The sequence below is a fragment of the Paenibacillus polymyxa genome, assembly GCF_001719045.1.
In the GTDB taxonomy this organism is placed as follows: Bacteria; Bacillota; Bacilli; order Paenibacillales; family Paenibacillaceae; genus Paenibacillus; species Paenibacillus polymyxa_B.
Map to the genome: position 1 here is coordinate 5360873 of NZ_CP015423.1, position 25889 is coordinate 5386761.

Here is a 25889-nt window from a genome sequence, read left to right on the forward strand (position 1 = left end):
TCTTTGAGCAGAACCTGACGGATGCTCATCATCATAACCAGTCCATCATGCTGCATAGCAAGGATGGTTTTGATGAACCGGCCCTGCGCACGGCGATGGATCAAATCGTTAGCCATCACGATGCACTGCGTATCATTTTCCGTCCTACAGAGCACGGTTATGAAGCTTGGAACCGCGCGGTTGGGGAGGGCGAGCTGTATACGCTGGATCGGGCCGACTTCAGAAATGAGTCTGAGGTATCTGCGGCGATCGAGGCCAAAGTGAATGAAATTCAGGCGGGTATTCATTTAAGCGAAGGACCGCTGGTGAAGCTGGGGCTGTTCCATTGCCCAGATGGAGATCATTTGCTGATGGCTATTCATCACTTAGTGGTGGATACCGTATCTTGGCGCATTTTGTTCGAGGATATTACAACAGCCTATGAGCAGGCATTGAACGGACAAGCGGCTCGTCTTCCGCACAAAACGGATTCGTTCCGCACCTGGGCGGATGGGCAGTCTCAATATGCGAACAGTCCGGCTATGGCAGCAGAACTCGCATTCTGGCAGGAAATGGAACAAGGCGTATATCAGCCGCTTCCAAAAGACGAGTCCCCTTCTCATTCCTTGAATAGGGACAGCGAGAACATTACAGTTACGTGGACAGCTCAGGAAACGGAGCAGCTGTTAAAACAGGCGCATCGTGCCTACAACACGGAGATGAATGATTTGCTGCTTACCGCATTGGGACTGACGATTCATCGCTGGGCGGGCCTGGAACGAGTGCTCGTGAGCCTGGAAGGCCATGGACGGGAATCCATTTTGCCAGAACTGGATATTACGCGCACCGTGGGCTGGTTTACGACCCAATTCCCGGTTGTGCTGGATATGAGCGTGGGGCAAGACCTTTCACAGCGCATCAAACATGTGAAAGAAGGACTACGCCGCATTCCGCAAAAGGGCATTGGCTACGGTATGTTGAGATACCTGTCCGCAGCACGTGAGCAAGAGCGTTTTGTAACCGAACCTGAAATCAGCTTTAACTATTTGGGACAATTTGACCAAGATATGCAAAATCAGTCCATTGGCGTATCTCCTTACGCTAGCGGTGCAGAGCTTAGCGCCCATGCAGCCAGATCGCACACGCTGGATATGAACGGACTGATTTCGGAAGGCGAACTGCAATTGACGATCAGCTACAGCAAGCAGGAATATCGTCGTGAAACGATGGAGCAGCTAGCTGAAGAGTTTAGAATCAGTTTGCAGGAAATCATTACGCATTGCACAAGCCGCAAACAGCAGGAGCTGACGCCAAGCGATGTCATGCTGAAACATGTAACCATGGCCGAGCTGGATCAATTGGTAGAACGGACTCGTGACATGGGGGAACTGGAAAATGTCTATGCGCTGACGCCGATGCAAAAAGGCATGTTGTTCCATAGTCTGATGGATGCAGCGTCAGGTGCTTATTTTGAACAAACGACCTTTGATTTGCACGGACGCTTCCAAGCGGATATTTTCCAAGATAGCTTGAATCATTTGGCGCAGCGGCATGAGATATTTAGAGCTAATTTCATCAGTGGTTGGCAGGATGAGCCTGTGCAGGTCATTTTCCGCCGCAAGGATGTTGGTTTTAGATGTGAAGATTTGCGTCATCTGAATGAGCAGGAGCGTGACGCGTATGTGAAGGAATTTATTCGCAAGGACAAGGCAGCCGGATTCGATTTATCCCGGGATGCGTTGATGCGCGTGGCGATTTTACGAACAGGTGATGAGGATTATTATTTTGTGTGGAGCTCTCATCACATCTTGATGGATGGCTGGTGTGTGGCGTTAGTCACGGATGAGGTGTTTGAGGCTTATTTTGCAGCCGTGGAGCATAGACAGCCGAAGCTTGCCCCCGTGACTCCATACAGTCAGTATATTGAGTGGCTTGAAGCACAGGATGTAGAAGCGGCAGCTTCCTACTGGAAGGATTATTTGCTCGGCTATGATCAGCAAACTTCGATTCCGACCGGAAAAGTAGGCGTGAAAGCGGACGGTGCACAATTTGAACATATCCTGTGCGATCTCGGCAAGGACTTGACCGGACGTATGGAAATGGTGGCCAAGCAGCACCACGTGACCCCGAATACATTGCTGCAAACAGCTTGGGGATTGCTGCTCCAAAAGTACAACGGTAGTGACGACGCTGTTTTTGGCGGTGTAGTGTCTGGTCGTCCGGCTGATATTACGGGGATCGAAAATATGGTGGGCTTGTTCATTAACACCATTCCAATACGTATCCGCAGTGGGGCTGAGGACACCTTTGCTGACATGATCAGAACGAATCAGCAGCAGGCGCTGACTTCCCAAGATTATGAAACGTATCCGCTATATGAAATTCAAGCCTTGAGCGAGCAAAAGCAAGATCTGATCAACCACATTATCGTGTTTGAAAACTATCCGGTGGAGGAGCAGGTCGAGCAACTTGGCGAAGGTGCAGAGTCGGATTTTGAAATTCGCAATGCCGGCATGATTGAACAAACCAACTATGATTTCAATCTGGTTGTTATGCCGCAGGAAGCGATGAAAATCCGATTTGAATACAATGCGAAGTTATATGATCGGGAAGCCGTTGAACGGACTCAGGGCCATCTGATACAGCTGTTGGAGCAGGTGGTGGCGAAGCCGGACATTCGGGTGCATGAGCTGGATATGGTAAGTGAGCAGGAGCGCGAGCAAATTCTCAGCGTATGGGGAAATACAGCTGCTGAGTATCCAAGCGGGCAAACGATCCATGGCTTGTTCGAGACACAAACGGCGCAGACACCGGAACAGCCAGCGTTGTTCTTCGAAGGAGAGCAGCTGACCTATCGCGAGCTGAATGCACGTGCGAATCGTCTGGCGCGCACCTTGCGTAGTCAAGGCGTGACAAAGGATCGACTGGTGGGTCTGATGACCGAGCGTTCGGTGGACATGATCGTGGGCATCTTAGGCATTTTGAAAGCCGGGGGTGCATATGTCCCCATCGATCCGACGTATCCAGAGGAGCGTATTCGCTACATGCTGGACGACTCGGGTGCGAAGCTGCTATTAACGCAAAACCATCTGGTGGATAAAGTGGCTTTCGATGGTAATGTGCTGGTGCTGAATGGGTCACAGGGTGTGTATCACGAGGATAGTTCCAATCTGGAATCGTTGTCTGGTCCGAACGATCTGGTCTATGTCATTTATACGTCGGGTACGACGGGGCAGCCGAAGGGCGTTATGGTGGAGCATCACGGGCTGTGCAATTTGAAAACGTATTTTGATCAGACGCTCAAGATCCGTACGTCGGATCATGCGTTGCTGTTCGCCAGCTATTCGTTTGATGCAGCTTGCTGGGAAATCTTCCAAGCGTTGTTCTGCGGAGCCACGTTGTATGTACCAACGACAGAGACGATTTTGAACTACGAGCGGTTTGAGCAATATATGGCGGATCACCAAATCACGGTAGCAGCTTTGCCGCCGACCTATGCGGTGTATCTGGAGCCAGAACGGATGCCAAGCCTGCGTATTCTGTTTACGGCGGGTTCAGCATCTTCAACCGAATTGGTATACAAGTGGAAGGATCAGGTGGCGTACTACAACGGCTACGGTCCAACTGAAAATTCAGTTGCGACGTCCATCTGGCCGGTATCCGAGGATGAGAGAGCCGGACAACTGATTTCCATCGGACGCCCTGTGCCGAATCATCGGGTGTACATGGTGGATGTGCATGGACATTTGGCTCCGGTAGGCGTAGCGGGTGAACTGTGCGTGTCCGGTCCGGGTCTGGCCCGTGGTTATCTGGATCGCCCAGAGCTGACGGCTGAGAAATTTATACCAAATCCGTTTGCGGCTGGTGAAGCCGGCTACGAACGAATGTACCGTACGGGTGACTTGGCGAGATGGATGCCAGACGGCAACATCGAATATTTGGGCCGGATCGACCATCAGGTGAAAATCCGGGGCTATCGGATCGAGCTGGGCGAGGTCGAGGCACAAATTTTGAAGGTGGAGGACGTACAAGAGGTCATCGTACTGGCACAAGCGGACGAACAGGGGCAAAACCAACTGGTGGCGTACTATGTTGCTGAACGGGAAGTAAGCGCTGGTGAGCTGCGCAGCTTACTGGGCGAGGAGCTTCCAAACTACATGGTGCCTTCGTATTTGGTACAGCTGAAGCAGATGCCGTTGACACCGAATGGTAAAATCGACCGCAAGGCACTGCCAACACCGGAAGGCAACCTGCAAAGCGGAGCCGATTATGTCGCACCGCGGACGTGGGTGGAAGTGAAGCTGGCGCAAATTTGGCAGGATGTGCTGGGTCTGGCGCAGGTCGGTGTGAAGGAAAACTTCTTCGAGATTGGCGGACACTCGCTGCGGGCGACGACGCTGGCCTCGAAAATTCACAAGGAGCTGAACAAGCCGCTTCCACTGCGCAGTATTTTTGAAGCGCCAACGATTGAACAACTGGCAACGGTCATGGAAGGTCTGGATCAAGTGGCGTATGCGTCCATTCCGGTAACGGAAGAACGCAACTTTTACCCATTATCTTCGGCGCAAAAACGACTGTATGTGCTGCATCAGTTCGACCCGAATGATGTGAACTACAACATGCCGTTGGTGCTGCAAGTGAGCGGACCGCTGGATGTGAAACGGGTAGAAGACACGTTCCGTCAATTAATCGCCCGTCATGCGACCTTGCGTACCCACTTTGCACTGGTGGACAGTGAGCCGGTGCAATGGATTGAGGACACCGTGCCGTTCGAGGTGGAGTATACGAAGGTACAGGTAGAGGGTGCGACTGCGGATACGATGGTCAGCCAGGAAGCACAAGAACGGGTGCAGCAGTTTGTACGTCCGTTCGATCTGCAAGCCGCTCCGCTGCTGCGGGTAGGCTTGGTAGATTTGGGTGTACAAGGAACCGAGCAGGAACCGCAGCATTTGCTCATGCTCGATATGCACCATATCGTCTCGGATGGTGTGTCCATGGGAGTACTGACCGATGAATTTGTCCGCTTATACGACGGTGAAGAGCTTTCGCCATTGCGAATACAGTACAAGGATTATGCGGTATGGCAGCAAAGCAAAGCCCATCAAGAGTGGATGCAACGTCAGGAAACGTACTGGCTCGACACCTTCCGGGGTGAACTGCCTGTACTGGATCTACCGACAGACTTTGCCCGTCCGTCGGTACGAAGTACGGCAGGCGATACGGTGGTGTTCGGGCTGGAGCGCGAAGCTAGCGAACGCCTGAAGGAACTGGCGGCGCACACAGGCTCGACGCTGTATATGGTGCTGCTGGCAGCGTACACCGCGCTCTTACACCAATACAGCGGGCAAGAGGACATCGTAGTCGGCACACCGATTGCAGGACGACCGCATGCAGATTTGGAACCGATCCTCGGGATGTTCGTCGGTACGTTGGCATTGCGAAACTATCCGACAGCGGAACATACCTTCCGCAGCTACGTGGAAGAAGTGAAAGTTTGTGCTCTGCAAGCCTATGAACATCAGGACTACCCATTTGAGGAACTGGTGGAAAAGCTAAATGTGAAGCGGGATATGAGCCGCCATCCGCTGTTCGATACGATGTTTACCCTACAAACCACCGAAGAAGGCGAACTGCAACTGGCAGATCTGAGCTTCCGTCCATACGGTTTGGAACAAACGCCAGCGAAGTTTGATTTGACGCTGGAAGCCAGAGAGGAAGAGGCAGGTATCCAGTTCGGATTGCAGTATGCAACTGCGTTGTACGAGCGCGAAACGGTAGAACGGATGACGCGTCACTTTGTTCGCTTGGCCGAAGCCGTGGCGGCGAACCCGGATGCGAAGCTGGGTGAGCTGGAGTTGATTACGGTAGAAGAAACCGAGCAGATTCTGAAGGTGTTCAATGATCCGAATGCGCACAGCCGGCTTGGAGCATTACAAGGCCGTTCGCTCAGCGAACGCTTTGAAGAGCAAGCGAAGCGCAACCCTGAGCGGATAGCAGTTGTGTCTGGGGCCACCGCACTGACCTACACTGAGCTGAATGAGCGTGCGAACCAATTGGCTCGTGTGTTACGAGCGGAAGGGGTCGAAGCAGATCAACCGGTTGGCGTATTGCTGGAACGTTCTGCGGATATTCTGGTGAGCATTCTGGGGGTACTTAAGGCTGGAGGCGCGTATGTGCCGATGGATACGATGTATCCACAGGAGCGCATCGACTACATGCTCCAAGACAGTGGGGCCAAGGTCGTGATTACAAGCAGAGTTGCCAACCTGTCGCTCAGCTTGCCATCCACAGTTCGAGCTGTAGTCTTGGATGACGAGGACGTTCAAGCTCAACTGGGAGCACAGGATGCGAGCAATCTAATCCCTGTCGCCCGCCCGCATAACCTGGCCTATATGATTTACACGTCAGGTACCACCGGCCAGCCGAAAGGGGTCATGATCGAGCAGGGCAGTGTTAGCAATCTGGTAGATGCTTTATTGGAGCGAGTATACAGCCGTTATGAACAGCCGCTTCATGTCGCATGGCTGTCGGCATTTGTATTTGACGCTTCAGTGAAGCAAATCTTTGCCAGCCTGCTGTTAGGCCACACCCTGCACGTGGTGTCCCGTGACGTCAGTCTGAGCGGAGAGCATTTGATCGCCTACTACCGCACGCACCGGATTGATCTGTCGGACGGCACACCTGCGCATCTGCATATTTTGAACGAAAGCGTCAATGTGACGGAAGCGCCGGAGGTGAAGCATTACCTGATCGGTGGCGAAGCATTATCCGTGCAGCTGGTAAATGTGTTCCTGCACAAGTGGTCCGGGTATCGTCCGGTGATTACCAACGTGTATGGTCCGACCGAAACCACGGTAGATGCGACTGCTTATACGATTGAAGATGTAGAGTCCCTGAACGCACTGCTGGAAAAAGGGGAGCATACGATATCCATCGGAACGCCGATAGCGAACCAGTCCGTGTACATCCTGAACAGCCAGCAACAGCTGGTGCCGATCGGGATTGCAGGTGAGCTTTATATCGGAGGTGCAGGTGTCGGACGAGGATACCTGAACCTGCCGGAGCTGACGGCAGAGAAGTTCGTCCTGAATCCGTTCGCTGATGCGGCAGCAGCCGACCAAGCGGACAGCACTCACGCAAACCGGATGTACCGGACGGGCGACCTGGCCCGGTGGTTGCCAGACGGCAGCATTGAGTATTTGGGCCGGATCGACCACCAGGTGAAAATCCGGGGGTACCGGATCGAGCTGGGCGAGGTTGAAGCACAGCTGCTGACCGTGGATGGCATTCAGAAAGCCGTGGTCACAGCATGGGAAAACGAAGACGGACACAAGGACCTGTGTGCCTACATCATAGCTTCAGAGTCCCTGAGTTTGCCGGAGCTGCGCAATGCACTGCAGCCGAAGCTGCCGGATTACATGATCCCGACGTATGTGGTACAACTGGATCGTTTCCCGCTGACACCGAACGGGAAAATCGACCGCAAGGCGTTGCCGGCGCCGGAAGCACGTCTCGAAGGAAGCCTGGAGTACGTTGCACCGCGGACGCCGCTGGAAGCCAAACTAGCCCAAATCTGGCAGGATGTCTTGAAACTGTCCAGCGTAGGAGTCACCGACTCATTCTTTGACGTGGGTGGGCACTCCCTGCGGGCAACGACGCTGGTGGCCAAAATCCATCAGGAACTGGACAGCCGGATTACGCTGCGTGAGGTGTTCCAACACTTTACGATTGAGCAGCAAGCCCAGCTCATAGCTACGCACGGTACAGACACCTATACGGTGATCCCTGCGGCGGCGCAACAGGCGTACTACCCGGTTTCCTCGGCTCAAAAACGACTGTACATTTTGAGCCATCTGGAAGGTGGGGATCTCAGCTACAATATGCCGGGTGTATTAACCGTGGAGGGGCCGCTTCAGGCCGATCGGCTGGAGGATGCGTTCCGTCAGTTAATAGCCCGCCATGAAACGCTGCGGACTTCCTTTGAAATGGTGGAAGGCGAGGTCGTTCAGCGGATTTACGATCAAGTGGAGTTTGCAGTAGAGCACTTGCAGGCCAGGGAGTTCGAAGCCGAAGCCTATATCGAGTCCTTTGTGCGCAGCTTTGATCTTCGCCAGGCGCCACTGCTGCGTGTCCGTCTTATTCAAACTGGACCAGAGCGCCATCTCCTGATGTACGACATGCACCATATTATTTCAGACGGTGTATCGTCTAACAATATCGTGCAGGAGCTGGTACAACTGTACGAAGGGCAGGAATTAAAGCCGCTGCAAATTCAGTACAAGGACTATGCAATATGGCAGCAGCAGGAGATGCAACGTGAATCATACCAACGCCGGGAACACTTCTGGCTGGAGCATTTAGCCGGAGAATTGCCGGTACTGGATTTGCCAATTGCTTATCCTAGACCTGCTGTTCGCAGCTTCGAGGGTGCGATGTATGAATTTACAGTGGACGCAAATGTATCCGAGCAACTGCACCGAATTGCGGCACAGACCGGAAGCACGCTGTACATGGTGCTATTAAGCGCCTACACCGTTCTGCTGTCCAAATACAGCGGTCAGGACGATTTGATCATCGGTACGCCGGTAGCAGGACGCTTGTTGCCTGAGCTGGAGCCACTGATCGGAATGTTCGTGAATACGCTAGCCATCCGGCATCAGCCGAGGGGCAACCAAACGTTCCACAGCTACTTGCTAGAAGCCAGAGATCGTACGCTGCAAGCCTTCGAGCATCAGGATTATCCACTGGAAGAGTTGGTGGAAAAGCTGGATGTAGCACGGGATGCAAGCCGTAACCCATTATTTGACACTATGTTTGTACTGCAAAATACGGAGTCGCCGGAAGCGCAGCTTGAAACGCTGTCCTTCAGTGCATATGTTCAGGAGCACAGCATCTCCAAATTCGATTTGACCTTGTCTATGAGTGATGAAGACGGGGAAATCAAGGGTTCCTTTGAATATTGCACGAAGCTGTTTGGAGCCGACGCTATTGAGAGGTTAACCAGAGATTTGATAGCGATCCTGTCCCAGGTTGGGATCAATCCAGATTTGCTGTTAAGCGATATTCAGGTGAACTCGGACGAGCAACCGGAAGGCTTCTCGCCGGATTCCATCGACTTTGTTTTCTAAATGCAATGAATTCACTTTGCGTGTGCAGAGGGCGGCGGCTTGTCCGACTGCCCTTGCCTGCAAAGTATTCTTTTTCTGACACAACGCTCATGTACGTAACAACGCACCATCCAACCGGGGGAACAGGCCCCGAGAAGCAGGAGGGATGTCATTGAAAGCCTTATTTGAGAAGGAAAAAAATTACTGGAGTCATAAACTGGAATCTGAGGATCATATCATCTGCCTACCCTACACCAACCATGTGTCCAGAAATACAACTGTAACGAGTTTAAATTCCCATACGTACACGCTCACATTTCCAACTGAAATTTCCCAAAGAATATCATCTATAACAGGTGGCGCTCCATGGGCCGTGTTTATGGTCCTGCTTGCTGGAGTAGAGAGCTTATTGCATAAATACACATGTGAGGAACGTGTGCTGCTGGGCATTCCGGTAGCCAAGTCTAGCAACGGTGCTACAAAGCCGATCAACCATCTGCTTTTATTGAAAAATACGCTGGATTCCAGCACAACCTTCAAAGCCTTGCTGTCTCAAATCAAAACCTCTGTCGGCGAAGCTATTGAACATCAAAACATTCCTTTTTGGAACTATTCTGAATTACTTGACATTCAACGTAATGAGGATGGAAAGCCTCTTATTCACACCACAGTATCCTTGCAAAACATTCATATTTCTGATTTTTTGAATCACGTACAATCTGAACTAGATTTCCAGTTTCAATGGGAAAATGAAGCGGTCTCCCTGAACGTAAAGTATAATAGCGACCGTTATAGCGAGACGACGATTGAGCACTTTGTTGAGCAGCTTCTGCGGCTGTACACTATTGTTTTGCAGCAGCCAGAGTTGGCGATTTCCACAACACAAGTGCTGTCAGAGCAAGAAGTAGAGCAGCTGGTCCATACCTTCAACGATACAAATGTGGATTATCCACGTCATGCGTCTATTCATGAATTGTTCGAGAAACAGGCGAAGCAGGCACCACAGCAGGTGGCGGTAGTGTGTGGGCAAGATAGCCTAACCTATGCAGAATTGAATGAAAAGGCCAACCGACTGGCTCATTCTTTACGTAAGCAGGGAATCCGCACCGAGCAGACGGTCGGCATTGTAGCTGAACGCTCGATTGAGATGATTGTCGGTATGCTCGGAATTCTCAAAGCAGGTGGAGCATATGTACCCATTGATTCTGATTACCCGGATGAGCGTGTACGCTATTTGCTGAAGGATTCCGGTGCGGACATACTGCTCGTGCAGCGAATGGAACATCGGCCCACTGATTTTAAGGGAAGGGTGCTTGACCTTAGCGATGCTACAATTTATGGAACGGATGATGCTGATCGTTATGATCCCATTTTGCCGAATGATCACGGAACGAATACTGATCCGGGATACGTGGACTGCCTAGATCCGTTCTACTCCATTTCCGCCAGTCCCGAACTTGCTTCTACGACAACCATACAACCAGAAAACATGCAACCCAAAGCTACGCAATCAGAACAAGCAAAACAAATACAGCACGCTTATGCAACTGAAGAACAACCGAAAGCGAGCGCAGCTGGTCGCTTGGCCTATATTATGTACACCTCAGGGACTACAGGCCAGCCCAAAGGGGTTATGGTGGAGCACCGAAATGTCGTGCGTTTGGTGACAAACACAAATTATGCACGCTTGAATGCCGACACGCGCATTTTGCAGACCGGGTCTGTTGTCTTTGACGCGTCCACCTTCGAAATTTGGGGTGCGTTATTGAACGGTGGACAGCTGGTGCTGGTGAGTCAGGATGTTATTTTGGACGCGCCCAAGCTCAAGGAAGTTGTTCGCAATCATGGCATTACCACGATGTGGCTGACCGCACCACTCTTTAATCAGCTATCCCAGCAGGACTTGGAACTATTTGAGGGGATGCGGGAGCTATTGGTTGGTGGTGATGTGCTGTCCGTACCGCATATTAACCGGGTATTGGAGGCCCATCCGAATCTACATATCATTAACGGCTACGGTCCGACGGAAAATACGACCTTTTCCACCACACATGCCATTACCGGCGTTCAATCGGCATCTGTGCCCATTGGTAGCCCGATCCATAACTCGACGGCATATGTCGTGGACGGTTCGATGCAGCTCCAGCCTGTTGGAGCGTGGGGAGAACTGATCGTCGGTGGTGACGGGGTGGCTCGCGGATACCGAAACCGCCCAGAACTGACGACCGAAAAGTTCATTGACAGTCCGTTCCGTGGGGGCGAACGCTGCTATCGAACAGGGGACCTGGTGCGTTGGAATGCGGACGGGACGCTGGAATATAAGGGACGAATCGACGCGCAGGTGAAAATTCGAGGCTACCGGATTGAGCTGGGCGAGGTGGAAGCACAGCTGTTGAAGCTGGAGGCAGTCCGAGAAGCTGTTGTAATTGCACATGAAGATGAGCAGGGGCAAAAGCTGCTCTGCGCATATGTGGTCACCCATGCGGAAGTAGCGACAAGTGAGCTGCGTAGTGCTTTGAGCCAGGAGCTACCGGGCTACATGGTACCGTCGTATTTTGTGCAGCTGGAGCAATTGCCACTGACGCCCAATGGCAAGGTGGATCGCCGAGCGCTGCCACAACCAGAGGGAGGTGTAAGCTCAGGCGCAGAATATGTACCTCCTCAAAATCAATTACAAGCACAACTGGCTAGCATCTGGAAAGATGTGCTGGAGCTTGAGCGCATTGGGATTAAGGATAACTTTTTTGAGGCAGGAGGACATTCCCTGCGGGCGACACATGTCATATCACTCATCTATAAGGAATTGCATAAAAATGTGCAGCTAAAGGATCTGTTCCAGCATCCAACAATTGAACAGCTGGCGCAGGTTATTGAAGCACTGGAGCAAACCACCTATGAATCCATCCCTGTTACGGAGAATAAGCCATTTTATGCGGTTTCTTCAGCTCAAAAACGGATGTATATCCTCAATCAGCTTGATGGAGCGGGAATTAGCTATAACATACCTGGTGCCCTGACTCTGACCGGTTCACTTGATCACAAGGCACTGGATAACGCGTTCCGTCAGCTTATTGACCGCCATGAAACATTGCGCACAAGTTTTGAGACCATGAACGGTGAACCTGTCCAGCGAGTACATGACGAGGTTCCTTTTTGCATGGAATTGACCTATGCTCACGGAGCTGCCCCAAAGGAAACGGATGAGCTGGTACGTAACTTTGTCCAACCATTCGATCTGGGGCAGGCCCCGTTATTCCGAGTTGGTTTGATTGAAACAGACCCAGAGCATTATATTTTGCTCATGGACATGCATCATATCATTTCGGACGGCACCTCTATAAATGTACTAATTCAGGACTTTATTCATTTATATGCAGGCGACACGCTGCCATCGCTACGCATTCAGTATAAAGACTACGCCGCTTGGCAACAGAAGCAGCAGCAAAGTGAACGCTACCGGGAACAGGAAAACTACTGGCTCAATACCTTCGCAGGAGAGCTACCTGTGCTTGATCTACCGACTGATTATCCACGCCCAGCGGTGAGAAGCTTTGAAGGAGATGTGCTGGAATTTACGCTTGACCAACGACAAAGCGAAGGCTTAAAAAGCATTGCGGTGCAGACGGAATCGACATTATATATGGTGCTGTTGGCTGCCTATTCGGCTTTGCTTAGCCACTATAGCGGGCAGGAGGATATTATTGTCGGTTCGCCAATTGCAGGGCGGCCTCATGCGGATCTTGGCAGTCTGATCGGGATGTTCGTGAATACACTGGCAATCCGTAATTATCCAGAAGGCGGGAAAACGTTCCGCGATTATGTGTTGGAGGTCAAGGAAAACGCGTTAAAGGCTTTTGAACATCAGGATTATCCGTTTGAAGAGCTGGTGGAGAAGCTGGGCGTAGATCGAGATTTAAGCCGTAATCCGTTATTTGATACCATGTTTGCACTACAAAACATAGAGCAAAAAGAGCAGCAGCTGGCGGGGCTGCAATTGGCATCTTATCCAAGTGAGCAAACGACGGCCAAATTTGATTTGAGTCTGTTCGCAGTGGAGGATGAAGAACAAATTTCCTGTGCTCTTCAATACGGAACTCGGCTGTACAAACGGGAAACCATTGAACGACTGACTGAACATTTGCAGCAGCTTATCAATGCGGTTATAAAACAGCCGGATATCGCTCTTTCGGCTATAGAAATGGTTTCGGCCCAAGAAAAAGAGCTGCTTGTGCAGAGATTCAATGATACGGTAGCAGACTATCCGTATCCACGAGATCAAGCACTGCATGTGCTGTTCGAGGAACAGGTAGCGCAATCACCAGATCGGCTGGCCATCACCTTTGCGGACGTACAGCTTACCTACCGCGAGCTGAATGAACGTGCCGACCGTCTGGCACGCATACTCGCTTCCCAAGGGATACAGCGCGGGTCCGAGCCAGAGACACAGCGAGTAGGGATTATGGCTGAACGCTCCATTGAAATGGTCGTCGGTATGCTGGCGATTTTGAAGGTCGGAGGGGCTTACGTTCCCATTGATCCTGATTATCCTGAAGAGCGTATCCGTTATTTACTGGAGGATTCCAGTGCGGGGCTGTTACTGTTACAGCGACGTGAGCAGATGCCTTTTGAACCCGGCATTCCGGTCATCGATTTGAGTGATGAACAGCGATGCAATAGCAAATCTGAATGTGACGCTCAGACGGATGGAACAATTGCGATTACAACAGGGGGATCTTCTTCCGATCTTGCGTATGTGATCTACACCTCTGGTACGACAGGCAAGCCGAAGGGCGTGATGATTGAGCACCGTAATGTCGTGCGCCTAGTGAAAAACAAAAGCTATGCCATGCTTGATGAAAATACACGTATGCTGCAATTGGGCGCAGTTGTGTTCGATGCCTCCACATTTGAAATCTGGGGAACGCTGCTGAACGGGGGACAACTGTATGTGGTAAGCCATGACACTATTCTGGATGCCTCCAAGCTCAAACAGGCAATTGACAAGTATCGTGTTAACACGATGTTCATGACTACGGCTTTATTCAATCAGTATTCGCAGCAAGAAATCGGAGTGTTTGCGTCCTTGAAGGAGTTGCTCGTGGGTGGTGATGTGTTGTCTGTACCACACGTCAATCGTGTGTTGAAGGAGTACCCGCAGCTTCGCCTGGCCAATATTTATGGTCCGACGGAGAACACCACCTTTTCCACCATCTATGACATTACAGAACCGCAAACCCAGGCTATTCCCATTGGACGTCCAATTGATCACTCGACCGCTTATGTGGTCAATCGTTCGTTGAAGCTGCAACCTATCGGAGCTTGGGGAGAGCTGATCGTCGGTGGCGACGGTGTTGGGCGAGGATATCTGAATCGGCCCGAGCTTACGGCGGAAAAATTTATTGAAAGTCCATTCCGGTCTGGAGAATATTGCTATCGTACAGGAGACTTAGTGCGTTGGCGTGCTGATGGTGTACTGGAGTACAAGGGAAGAATGGATGAACAGGTCAAAATTCGCGGCTACCGCATTGAACTGGGTGAAATTGAAACCCGATTGTCCACGATTCCAGGTGTGAAGGAATCGGTTGTTACCGTGCGGCAGGACGATCACGGACAAAAACAGCTGTGTGCCTATTTTGCAACAGACAGTGAATTGAGCGCCAGCGACTTACGTAACATTTTGTCGCAGGATCTGCCTGGCTATATGGTGCCGTCTTACTTTGTGCAGCTCTCCAGACTGCCTTTGACGCTGAATGGCAAAGTAGACCGCAGGGCACTGCCCGCACCTGAGCACAATCTCGATACAGGTATGGATTATGTGGCACCCGAGACGGATGTCCAACAGGCACTGGCTACGGCTTGGGGAGCCATTCTTGGTATCCCGAAAGTCGGAATACAGGATAACTTTTTCCATTTGGGTGGTGACTCCATCAAGGCCATCCAAGTATCGTCCCGCTTGTTTCAGGCTGGATACAAGCTGGAAATGAAGGATTTGTTCAAATACCCGACAATTGCGGGACTAAGCACACATATTCAGCCTGTTAACCGAATAGCCGAGCAGGGCGAGGTTACAGGAAATGTAGTGCTTACACCGATTCAGCGCTGGTTTTTTGAACAGCCAACGGAAGAACCACACTATTTTAACCAATCTGTCATGCTCTATCGTCAGGAAGGCTATGACGAACAGGCACTACGGCGGGCGCTCCATCAGATTACTTCGCACCATGATGCATTGCGTATGGTTTTTAGTTTGTCGGAGAACGGATGTACAGCATGGAACCGCAGTGTAGAGGAAGGCGAACCGTACCATCTGGAATGCTTTGACTATAATGACAGCGATGTAAACAAGCAAGATTTGGCGAAGATAATTGAAGCGAAATGCAATGAAATTCAATCTGGTATTTCCCTAAGCGAAGGTCCGCTGATGAGACTGGGGCTGTTCCGTTGCCCGGATGGAGATCATCTGCTGATCGTGATTCATCATTTGGCGGTGGACGGGGTATCCTGGCGCATTTTATTCGAGGATTTGGCGACTGCTTATGATCAAGCCTCCAAGGGTGAACAGGTGATTCAGCTGCCTCATAAAACAGATTCGTTCCAAACATGGGCCGAGCAGCTGCACGCTTATGCCAACAGTCCAGCTATGGAACATGAGCGAGCGTATTGGGGGAAACTTGCACAAGCGGAACTGGCTTCTTTGCCGCAGGATTATGGGCATAACGAGCACGAAAAGCCATTGATTGGCGATAGTGAGTCGGTTACTGCTTTGTGGACACATGCAGAGACAGAGCAGCTGCTCAAGCAGGCCAATCGTGCCTACCGTACAGAAATTAATGACCTGTTGTTGACGGCGGTAGGAATGGCATTGCAAGCATGGAGTGGAAATGATCGTTTCCTGATAAATCTAGAGGGACATGGACGTGAAGCCATTTTACCAGAGGTGGACATTACTCGAACGATAGGGTGGTTTACAAGCCAATATCCTGTTTTGCTCGATATGCCGGAAGAACTGGCACTTTCGCAACGGATTAAGCGTGTGAAGGAAGGGCTGCGCGGCATTCCGCAAAAAGGGATTGGCTACGGTGTACTGAAATATTTATCCGACCGTCAGACACAGGCACCGGAGGCATCTCCAGCCATATTTACGACAGATCCCGAAATCAGCTTTAACTATTTGGGACAGTTCGATCAGGATATGAAAGGGAACGACTTGCAATCATCCTCATATGAAGGTGGGATGCCGCTGAGCCCGACCATGGCTCGAACGTATACGCTGGATTTTGGCGGCATTATTTCGGGAGGCCAACTGGGTCTGACGATTAGCTATAGTCGTACCAGCTATAGACCGGAGACCATCGAGCGATTGGCGAAATTCCTGGAATCGAGCCTGCGTGAAATTTTGGCGCATTGCATCCATAAAGAACACCCGGAGCTTACCCCAAGTGATATTTCTTACAAAGGAATGAGTGTGGAGGGCTTGGACAGCCTCTTATCTGAAATGGGTGCTGCGGGTGAGATCGACAATGTATATGCACTGACCCCTATGCAGAAAGGGATGCTGTTTCACAGCCAGCTAGATAGTCAAGCAGCTGCAAATGACGCATATTTTGAGCAGGTTTCTTATGATATGCGAGGTCAGATGGACATTCGGGCTTTTGCAGAAAGCCTGAATATTCTGGTTCGGCGACATGAGGCGCTGCGTACACATTTTTATTTTGGCAGAGATACGGAACCGTTGCAGGTGGTGTATCGAAATCGGGATTGCGGCTTTCAATATGAAGATTTACACCATCTGGATGAGGATGAAATAGATACCAGGGTGAAAAATTTCAAGCTACAAGATAAAGCACGGGGCTTTGATCTGCGTCGGGATGTCCTGCTGCGTGTAGCGATTTTACGTACCGGAGAAGACAGCTATCATTTTGTATGGAGCTTCCATCATATCGTCATGGACGGCTGGTGCCTGTCCCTTATAAATAAAGAAGTGTTTGAAAGCTATGCAGCACTTCAGGAGGGCAGAGTACCAGAGCTGGCACCGGCAGTGCCGTACAGCCGCTTTATTGAATGGCTGGAAGCACAGGATGCCAAGGCGGCAACCGACTACTGGAGCAGCTATTTATCTGGATATGAGCAGCAAACAGCATTACCAGCTGTAAAATCCGGTCGCAAGAGTGGAGGCAACACGGCTAGTGATTGGGTGACGGTTTTGGAACGTGAGTTGACCCTCCGGGTGGAGGAGACGGCTAAGCGATATCAGGTGACCATGAATACGTTATTACAAACCGTCTGGGGGATTGTGCTGCAAAAATATAACAACCACAGTGATGTCGTATTTGGTAGTGTCGTCTCAGGCCGTCCATCGGATATTATCGGGGTAGAGGATATTATCGGCTTGTTCATTAATACCATTCCAGTTCGCATTCTTAGTGAGGCAGGGGAATCCTTTGCAGAAGTTATGAAGAAAACACAGGAGCAGGCGCTGGCTTCTCATGCGTATGATACGTATCCACTGTTTGAGATTCAGGCATTGACCGACCAGAAACAGGATTTAATTAACCATATTATGGTGTTTGAAAATTATCCGGTAGATGAGCAGGTCGAAGAACTGGGAAGTGACGGGCAGGATACATTCCCAATTTCCAACGTGGTGGCTGCAGAGCAGACTAACTATGATCTGAGCTTAGTCGTTATGCCGGGAGAATGCATCAAGATTCGTTTTATGTATAATGCGTTAAGTTATGATCAAACAGGCATTAAGCGTCTGCATGGGCATTTTGTGAATCTGTTGGAGCAAGTTTTGCTTAACCCGAATGTTTGCGTAGAAGAGCTGGAACTGGTTACAGCGGCGGAAAAACAACAAATTACAGGAGAGTTTAATGACACTGCCTCTGCATATCCAAGCAATCACACGATCCAAAAACTGTTTGAGGAGCAGGCAGAGCGCACGCCGGATCATATTGCTGTAGCTTTGGGTCATCAATCATTGACCTATCGGGAACTCAATGAGACAGCCAACCGTTTAGCGCATACGCTGCGTGATGCAGGGGTGAAATCCGATGAACCTGTTGGCATTTTGACGGAGCGCTCACTGGATATGATTACGGGAACACTCGCTATTTTGAAGGCTGGAGGCGCGTATGTGCCGGTAGACCCTCAATATCCGGAGGACCGTATCCGTTATATGCTGGAGGACTCGGGAGCTAAGCTGCTGCTGGCTCAGCAGGATTTACTGGATCGTTGCTATTTCGACGGACAGATTGTGAATCTGAATGAGGATACGTCCTACAGTGCAGATGCTTCCAATCTGGGTATAGATGGAGCGGGTAATCATGCTGCTTATGTCATTTATACCTCAGGTTCAACAGGTAAACCTAAGGGTGTCGTAGTTGAGCATCAAAGTGTCGTGCGCCTTGTCCGCAATACGGATTATGTGCCATTTGATGAATCGACTCGAATGCTGCAGACTTGCGCGTTTGTATTTGATGTATCTACGTTTGAAATTTGGGGTGCGCTACTGAATGGTGGTCAGCTTGTTCTTGTGCATAAGGATGATCTATTGGACGCGGCCAAGCTTAAAGAGACGATACGGGATCATCACGTCACCATGATGTGGCTGACCACACCGTTATTTAATCAGCTTTCACAGCAGGATAGTAAACTTTTCGGCGATGTGAAGTATTTGCTGGTTGGTGGTGATGTTTTGTCTGCACCCCATATTAACCGGGTCCTGCGCGATAATCCAGACATGAACATCATTAACGGCTATGGGCCAACGGAAAACACAACCTTTTCGACGACGTATCACATTACGGAAGAACAGCTGGATTCTGTGCCGATCGGACGGCCCATCTGCAATTCGACGGCGTATGTTGTAGATTCGTCATTTAACCTGCAACCGGTCGGAGCTTGGGGTGAGCTGGTCGTCGGCGGAGACGGAGTTGCACGTGGTTATCTAAATCGTCCTGAGCTGACGGCTGAGAGATTTCTTGCTAACCCGTGGAGGGACGGAGATCGCCTGTACTGTACGGGAGACCTTGTTCGCTGGCGTGAAGACGGCATACTGGAATACGCTGGACGGATTGATCAACAGGTTAAAATTCGCGGTTACCGGATTGAGCTGGGTGAGGTGGAGGCGCGGCTGGCAAGTGTACCGTCCGTGCGGGATAGCGTGGTTATTGCTTTGCGGGATGGAGCAGGTCAGCAGCAATTATGTGCTTACTTTACTGCTGATGAACAGCTGACCATCCGTGAGATTCGAGCTGCGATGTCGGCCAGTCTGCCGAGCTATATGATTCCATCCGCATTTGTACAGCTGGATCGGTTTCCGCTGACGACAAACGGCAAAATCGACCGCAAAGCTTTACCTGTGCCGGACAAAGGGCTGCACACGGGTATAGAATATGTCGCACCGCGAACCGATGTGGAGCAGTTGCTGGCATCCATTTGGCAGGAAGTGCTTGAAATTCCACAAGTGGGTATCCATGATGACTTTTTCACGTTGGGTGGACATTCCTTGAAAGTACTAGAGCTTATACGCAAAGTTCACCTTGCCACAGACATTGAGCTTCCCATCCGTAGTGTAATGGACTTCCCGACTATAGAAGAGCAGGCGCTCACATTATTGAAAGCCGATCTGGAATACAAGGCCGATAGTCCAATCATTCGGTTGAATGAACACGGTCCGATCTCCATCTTCTGCTTTCCTCCTATGCTTGGATACGGGCTGTCGTTCGCGGAGCTGGCGAAACAACTGGATCAGGACGCAGTCGTGTATGGATTGGAGTTCGTGGATGATGCTGCGGATGAGCAGGCCATGCTGGCACGTTACGTTGATTTGATCGTCAGCACGCAAGCGCAAGGTCCGTATGTGCTGCTTGGTTATTCCATAGGTGGTAATCTGGCGCATAAGGTTGCTGACACACTGGAACGTCAAGGCCATGCTGTATCCGATATTTTTATGCTCGATTCGGTCAAAAGGGCGGAAGCCCTGCCCTTCACAGCTGAAGAAACAGAGCATGAAATTCATGACATGCTGGAACAGGTTCCCGAATCCTACCGTGAGCTGTTGAATGAAACGTACCAACGTAAAATGATCGCTTACGCGGTGTATGGCAACCAGCTTGTGAATACAGAGAGCGTTCAGGCGAATATTCACGGCTTTGTCGCCGTTGGATCGGAAACGGTGAGGGGTACAGGAGATAATCGACTTTTATGGAAAGATGCTACACAAGGTAGCTATGAAGAGCATAGCTTGATTGGTAATCATTATGAACTACTGGAACCCGGATTTATCGAGGAAAATGTAAAAAGTATCCGTGCCACAATACAAAAGATAACTCGGAACACGGACAAAGACATGACACAAGATTTGGCACAACATAAATCTTGAAAATCTATGGTCGGTGATGTAACGAACTGAATCACTAATTTTTAATCTGTAATACATGAATCCTGATCGACAGGTAAGAAGCCTTCTGCTTACACGATTCGATCAGGATTCGCTTTATCATGTGCACTCCCGCGATGGGAAGTGCGATGATTCCATAGCGCCATGCTGATGGCTTCCAAACGGAGTATAAATATCTGCTCGCTATGCAATCACCGCACGGTTCAAATCATTAACTCAACTTCATACGTAAGGATGGTACTTCAATATGAAGAATAAAGGCATTTGCTACCTATCCGCATTTTTAGCAGCGTTGTTTCTCTGGAACCTGCTCATTGCTTCGGCATGGGCAACAGACAGCATAACACCTGATTCATTGGAAAAAACAGTGGACGATATCATGAATACAGAATTGGAAAAATTGCATATTCCGGGGGCTGCGGTCGTCGTGACCCAAGAAAACCAAATCCTTTTTAGTAAAGGCTATGGATATGCAGATCTGGAGCGGAAAGTGGCATTCGATCCAGCGAAGACCATTGTTCGTGTCGGCTCTCTAACCAAATCATTTAGTGCAAGCGCCACGATGCAGCTGGTTGAGCAAAACAAGCTTGATTTGAATGAAGACGTGAACAGCTATCTCCACAGCTATAAAACTACGCAATACCAAAATCAGCCTTTCAATTTGCATCAGCTTTTGACACATACCTCAGGATTGGATGAAGCGCTGTACGACATTAACAGCTCGACTCGGGCAGGCGTTTTGCCCACAGAGCAGTATCTCAGCACGTATTTTCAAAATCAGCCTCCCATCCGCAAACCTGGAATTCAGTATGATTACAGCAATGTCGCCTACGGTCTGATCGGTAATATCGTGGAGCAAGTAAGCGGTCAGGGACTGAACGATTACCTCCGTACACATCTGTTCCAGCCGATGAATATGCCCAGCGCGACGCTGGAATTGCCGTTAAATCATCCGGCACTGGCTCAATCGTATCAGTGGAAGGATGGAGGGTATTTGAAACAGCCTTTGTCATATATCAATCTGCCGGGAGCAGGAGCGTTGAACGTCACACCCAACGAGTTTTCCCATTACCTGATCACTCATTTAAACCAGGGCAAGTATGAGGGCAAAGTGGTGCTCCAGCCACATACAGTAAAAGTGATGCATGCGCAGCAATTTGCAGTCGATGCACGACTGGATGGCGTAGGCTACGGATTTTTCCGTGGTCATTTGGAGACGGGAGTACCTATGCTGTGGGCTACCGGGGAAATTGATGATTTTATTTCCGAAATGGTACTGATTCCGTCGCAAAAGATCGGTATTTTTGTGATCATTAATTCAGCTGACACGGACACCCTGCTTCATGGAAAAGTCATCCATGCGATAGCCCAAATGCTGCCCTCAGAGCCGCAGGCCGTTTCGCAGTCACTAACTCGTTCTTCCACCCAAGTGAAGCTTTCGCCAGAGATTGAGGGCGTATATCAGGTGGATTCTAATCCTGTTCATGGGTGGGGAAAATGGATTCGGATACTGGGAAACATTACATACACCGTGCGAATTCAAGATGATCATAAGTTAATTGTTAAAGGAAAATACCCAAATGAGAATGAAGCAACAGACAAAGTTTTTCAAGCAGCAGGCGATGGATTGTTTGTGGAAAAGGGGGGCCAACTTAAAATTTTGCTGTATCAGGAAAACGGTACGTGGATGATGGTTGCCCCGGATAGTAAGACCATGAAGCAGACGACACTTTGGCACTGTACCTGGACTCTGCTTGTCAGCTACGCTGCCGCCTCCTTATTTTTCATCACGACCTTGCTGATTTGGATCGTAAGATATGTGATCAGAGATATCCGTAAAACGAATAATCACATTTCGTCCAACCTTGCATTCATTGCGTCACTAAATACGATTTTTCTCGGGGTGCAGGTCATCTATGGTAACAATCAGATCGTGTATGGCTATTCCGCGTGGTATATCTGGGGAATTTGCACGCTGCCACTCATTTCAGCACTCATTGCCGTGTGGGTATTAATCGTGAATGGCGCAAAGCTGATTACAGGGGAAAGAAGAACCCGGGCTGCCGGGAAAATCCTATTTGCCGTACTCACATTGCTGCATACGGTGTATCTTTTTTATTGGAATTTCCTTCCTATTCATTATTCCTAAAGATTTACAAAACAATGCATATTCGAACATAAATGAATGCTAAAATTTGTATCTGATGCCCCCCCAGAGGGGCTTTAAACCAACAAACAGGAGGAAAAGAATGGGAATCTTTCGTCGTTTTACATCCCGTAGCTTCAAATACGCAACTGCTATGGTTTTCACTTTATCGTTGTACGCTGGTGTTGCGGGCAGCATGCAACCGGCACGGGCAGAAGGTCCGGCGGACCCAGCCCCCTTCATTGCAGCGAAAGTGGTCAATGAGAACGCTGGTAAAAAAGTGCTGTTTGATAATACACATGGACAGACAGCTGGCGCAGCAGATTGGGTGATTGATGGTGGATTTTCAGACTTCGGCCAAGCCCTCGCGAGTAATGGCTATGATGTACACGAGCTTCGCCAATCTACGCCTATTACTTACAATGATCTAAAGAATTATGATGTATTTGTTACGGCAGAGCCGAATATTCCTTTTAAACAGAGCGAACAGGCTGCAATGGAGCAGTATGTAAAAGCAGGCAATAGTATTTTTTTCATTGGAGATCATTATAACGCGGACCGCAACAAGAATCGCTGGGACGGATCGGAGAGCATTAATGGCTATCGTCGTGGTGCATGGGAAGACCCTGCGAAGGGAATGAGTGCGGAAGAAAAAAGCTCGGCAGCAATGCAGGGCGTAGTCAGCTCAGATTGGCTGGGCAGCCAGTTTGGTGTGCGCTTTCGCTACAATGCATTAGGCGATATCACGGCCAATCAGATTGTTGAGCCAGCGCAGGCGTTCAACATTACAGCTGGAGTGAGCAATGTCGCAATGCATGCAGGATCAACACTCGCAATTATCGACCCAGCGAAAGCCAAGGGAATCGTATATCTTCCTAAAACCAATCAGGCTTGGGGCAACGCGGTAGATCAGGGCGTTTATAACGGAGGCGGCATTCCGGAAGGACCTTATGCAGCTGTATCGAAATTAGGGCAAGGCAAAGCTGCTTTCATTGGGGACTCGTCTCCTGTCGAAGATGCAACGCCAAAATATTTGCGCGAAGAGACAGGAACCAAGAAGACAACGTATGACGGCTTTAAGGAGCAGGATGACGCTGTGTTACTGGTTAATATCGTAGACTGGTTGTCCAAGAAGGAGGAGTATACCAGCCTGACGGAAGTGAAAAGCTTACAGCTGGACCAGCCGACGGCATTACTGCCTTTTGAAGAGCCGCAGACTTCCACGGAACCACAAGCCGAGCCTTGGTCCGCTCCCGCAGCCGGCTACAAATGGTGGGATCAGCGAACATTCAAAGCAGGGTCCTATGACGGATCTACAGCCAGTGCGCAACCAGTGTACAGCATCGTTCGTCAAGAGCAGCTGCCCAATGCACAGCCTTTTCAAATTCGGGTTACTGCCGACCAACTGGCTCCTAACAGCACGATTAGCGGATTCAGCACAGGTATTTATGTTGCAGGCGGCAATCAAGTAGCCCAAATTCAAAATCCGGATGGAAGCTGGCCAACCTCTTACGGCTATAGCGGAACATTTAGCCTGGAGTCCAACGGCAAAGGTCATGCCTATAAGGACTTGACGGTGCGGATCAAGCCGGGAACCAGTGGTTCAGCTAATCTTAGACTGAGGCAAAACGGCAGCAATCTGCTGACCCAATCCGTCATGCTGGCTGATGTCCCGGCCCAGCCGTTGCCTGAGGAAGGCAATACGGTTCCAACTCGTATCAGTGTCGCAGAAGCACGGAGTCTCCCGGCTGGCAAAGTCGTGACCTTAGAGGGTGTTGTGACGACAGAACCAGGTGCATTCGGTGGTCAAGCCTTTTACATGCAGGATGAAAGTGGCGGTATTTATGTATATCAGAACCAAAGCGGCTTTCACCAAGGGGATCGAGTAAAGCTTACAGCAAGCTTGGCACTGTATAATAGTGAGCTAGAGTTAACCGATCCAGTGGCAATTGAAAAAACGGGAGAAGGACAACTTCCGGAAGCTGTACAAGTCACCGAACTCAGTGATGCGAACCAAGGACAGTTGGTCGAGCTTCCTACGGCAATGATTCGTAATGTGATAGACGCCACTCCCGTAGGTTCGTTTGAATTTGATGCAGTATCTGGTGAAGTAAGTCACCATGTGCGCGTCGATGCACGTACAGGCTTAACTCGGACATCTTTTCCATATCAAGAAGGACAGCAAGTGAAGCTGAAGGGAATTTCGGCGATTTTCAAAGGGAATTATCAGTTAAAACCGCGTGGACTGGATGATTTTTCATCTCAGACAGGCGCAGCTTTGCAGGAAGTAGAGCTTTCAATGGATCAAACGACCCTCAACATTGGGGACACGGCAGCGACACATCTCAAGGGTACGCTGACAGATGGCAGCGAAGCTGATTTAAGCCGCGCTTCTGTTCAGTATATCAGCAGTCATGAATCCGTTTCGCTGGATACGTATGGAGAACTTAAGGCCCTAAAAGAGGGGAGCGCGGAGATTACAGCCAGCGTCACCTTGGACGGTAAAACGGTCGTATCCAATCCTGTAACCGTTAGAGTCGAAAAGACTGCTGTAGGTGAAGTGCCGGGTAAACCTGTGCTGTCGCATGATAACGGGCAGGACACCGGGCTGAAGGATGGCAACTACAACATCACCATGAATCTGTGGTGGGGTACGAATGGTGATGAACTCAAGTTGTACGAAAACGACAAGCTGATTGGCACCCAATCGTTGCAAGCCGCTTCCCCTGGAGCACAGCATGCAGTCATTCCTGTTACAGGCAAGACCAATGGTATCTACACGTATACTGCAGAACTGATCAACGCTTCTGGTAAAACGACCAGCGATCCGTTAACTGTCGAAGTGACCGATGCTTCCCCTAGCATTCCAGTGCTGTCTCATGACAATTGGGACGGTGACGGCACCTACACCCTTACAATGAACATGTGGTGGGGCACGAATGCGACAAAATACAACTTATATGAAAATGGAAAACTGATCGATGCCCAGGATTTTCTAAGCCAAAGCCCGCAGGCTCAAAGTGCAGTCACCAACATCCAAAATCAAAAGCCGGGTACATATGAGTATCGGGCCGAGTTAGTCAATGCTTCAGGAGAAGTTTCTAGTCAAACGATAAGTGTAGAAGTAAAGGGCCATTAAGTAGAAATGATGGGCCGTTAAAAAGTAAGAGCATCTATTGACCTCGTGAGAGTCTATAGATGCTTTTTTATTTTTTTTCGAAGCGGGAATTATCATTTTAGGATTGGGTTGGCG

General features: G+C 50.0%; 4 protein-coding genes (1 of these 4 cut by a window edge). All 4 read left to right on the top strand.

The genetic code is table 11. The features are described 5' to 3' along the window. A protein-coding gene (locus AOU00_RS24095) for a non-ribosomal peptide synthase/polyketide synthase (RefSeq protein ID WP_069291848.1) crosses the window boundary here: on the top strand, positions 1 to 9107 show its 3' end. The gene continues 33022 nt to the left of window position 1, outside the view; the window shows 9107 of its 42129 coding nt (coding positions 33023-42129); its start codon lies beyond the left edge, outside the window; the stop codon is at positions 9105 to 9107. A gap of 151 nt (positions 9108 to 9258) precedes the next feature. Then, positions 9259 to 20472, top strand: a complete 11214-nt coding sequence (locus tag AOU00_RS24100) for a non-ribosomal peptide synthetase (protein ID WP_069291849.1) — start codon at positions 9259 to 9261, stop codon at positions 20470 to 20472. Between the two features lie 265 nt (positions 20473 to 20737). Beyond that, a complete protein-coding gene (locus AOU00_RS24105) occupies positions 20738 to 22639 on the top strand; it encodes a serine hydrolase domain-containing protein (RefSeq protein ID WP_069291850.1) in 1902 nt (633 codons plus the stop codon). 100 nt (positions 22640 to 22739) lie between these two features. After that, complete coding sequence (locus AOU00_RS24110) at positions 22740 to 25775, top strand: endonuclease (protein ID WP_069291851.1); 3036 nt, start codon at positions 22740 to 22742, stop codon at positions 25773 to 25775. The last annotated feature ends 114 nt before the right edge of the window (positions 25776 to 25889 follow it).

Bases quoted from the DNA above. Each gene is read 5' to 3' on its own strand.
- AOU00_RS24105 (WP_069291850.1), top strand. From the start codon at position 20,738: ATGAAGAATAAAGGCATTTGCTACCTATCCGCATTTTTAGCAGCGTTG.
- AOU00_RS24110 (WP_069291851.1), top strand. From the start codon at position 22,740: ATGGGAATCTTTCGTCGTTTTACATCCCGTAGCTTCAAATACGCAACT.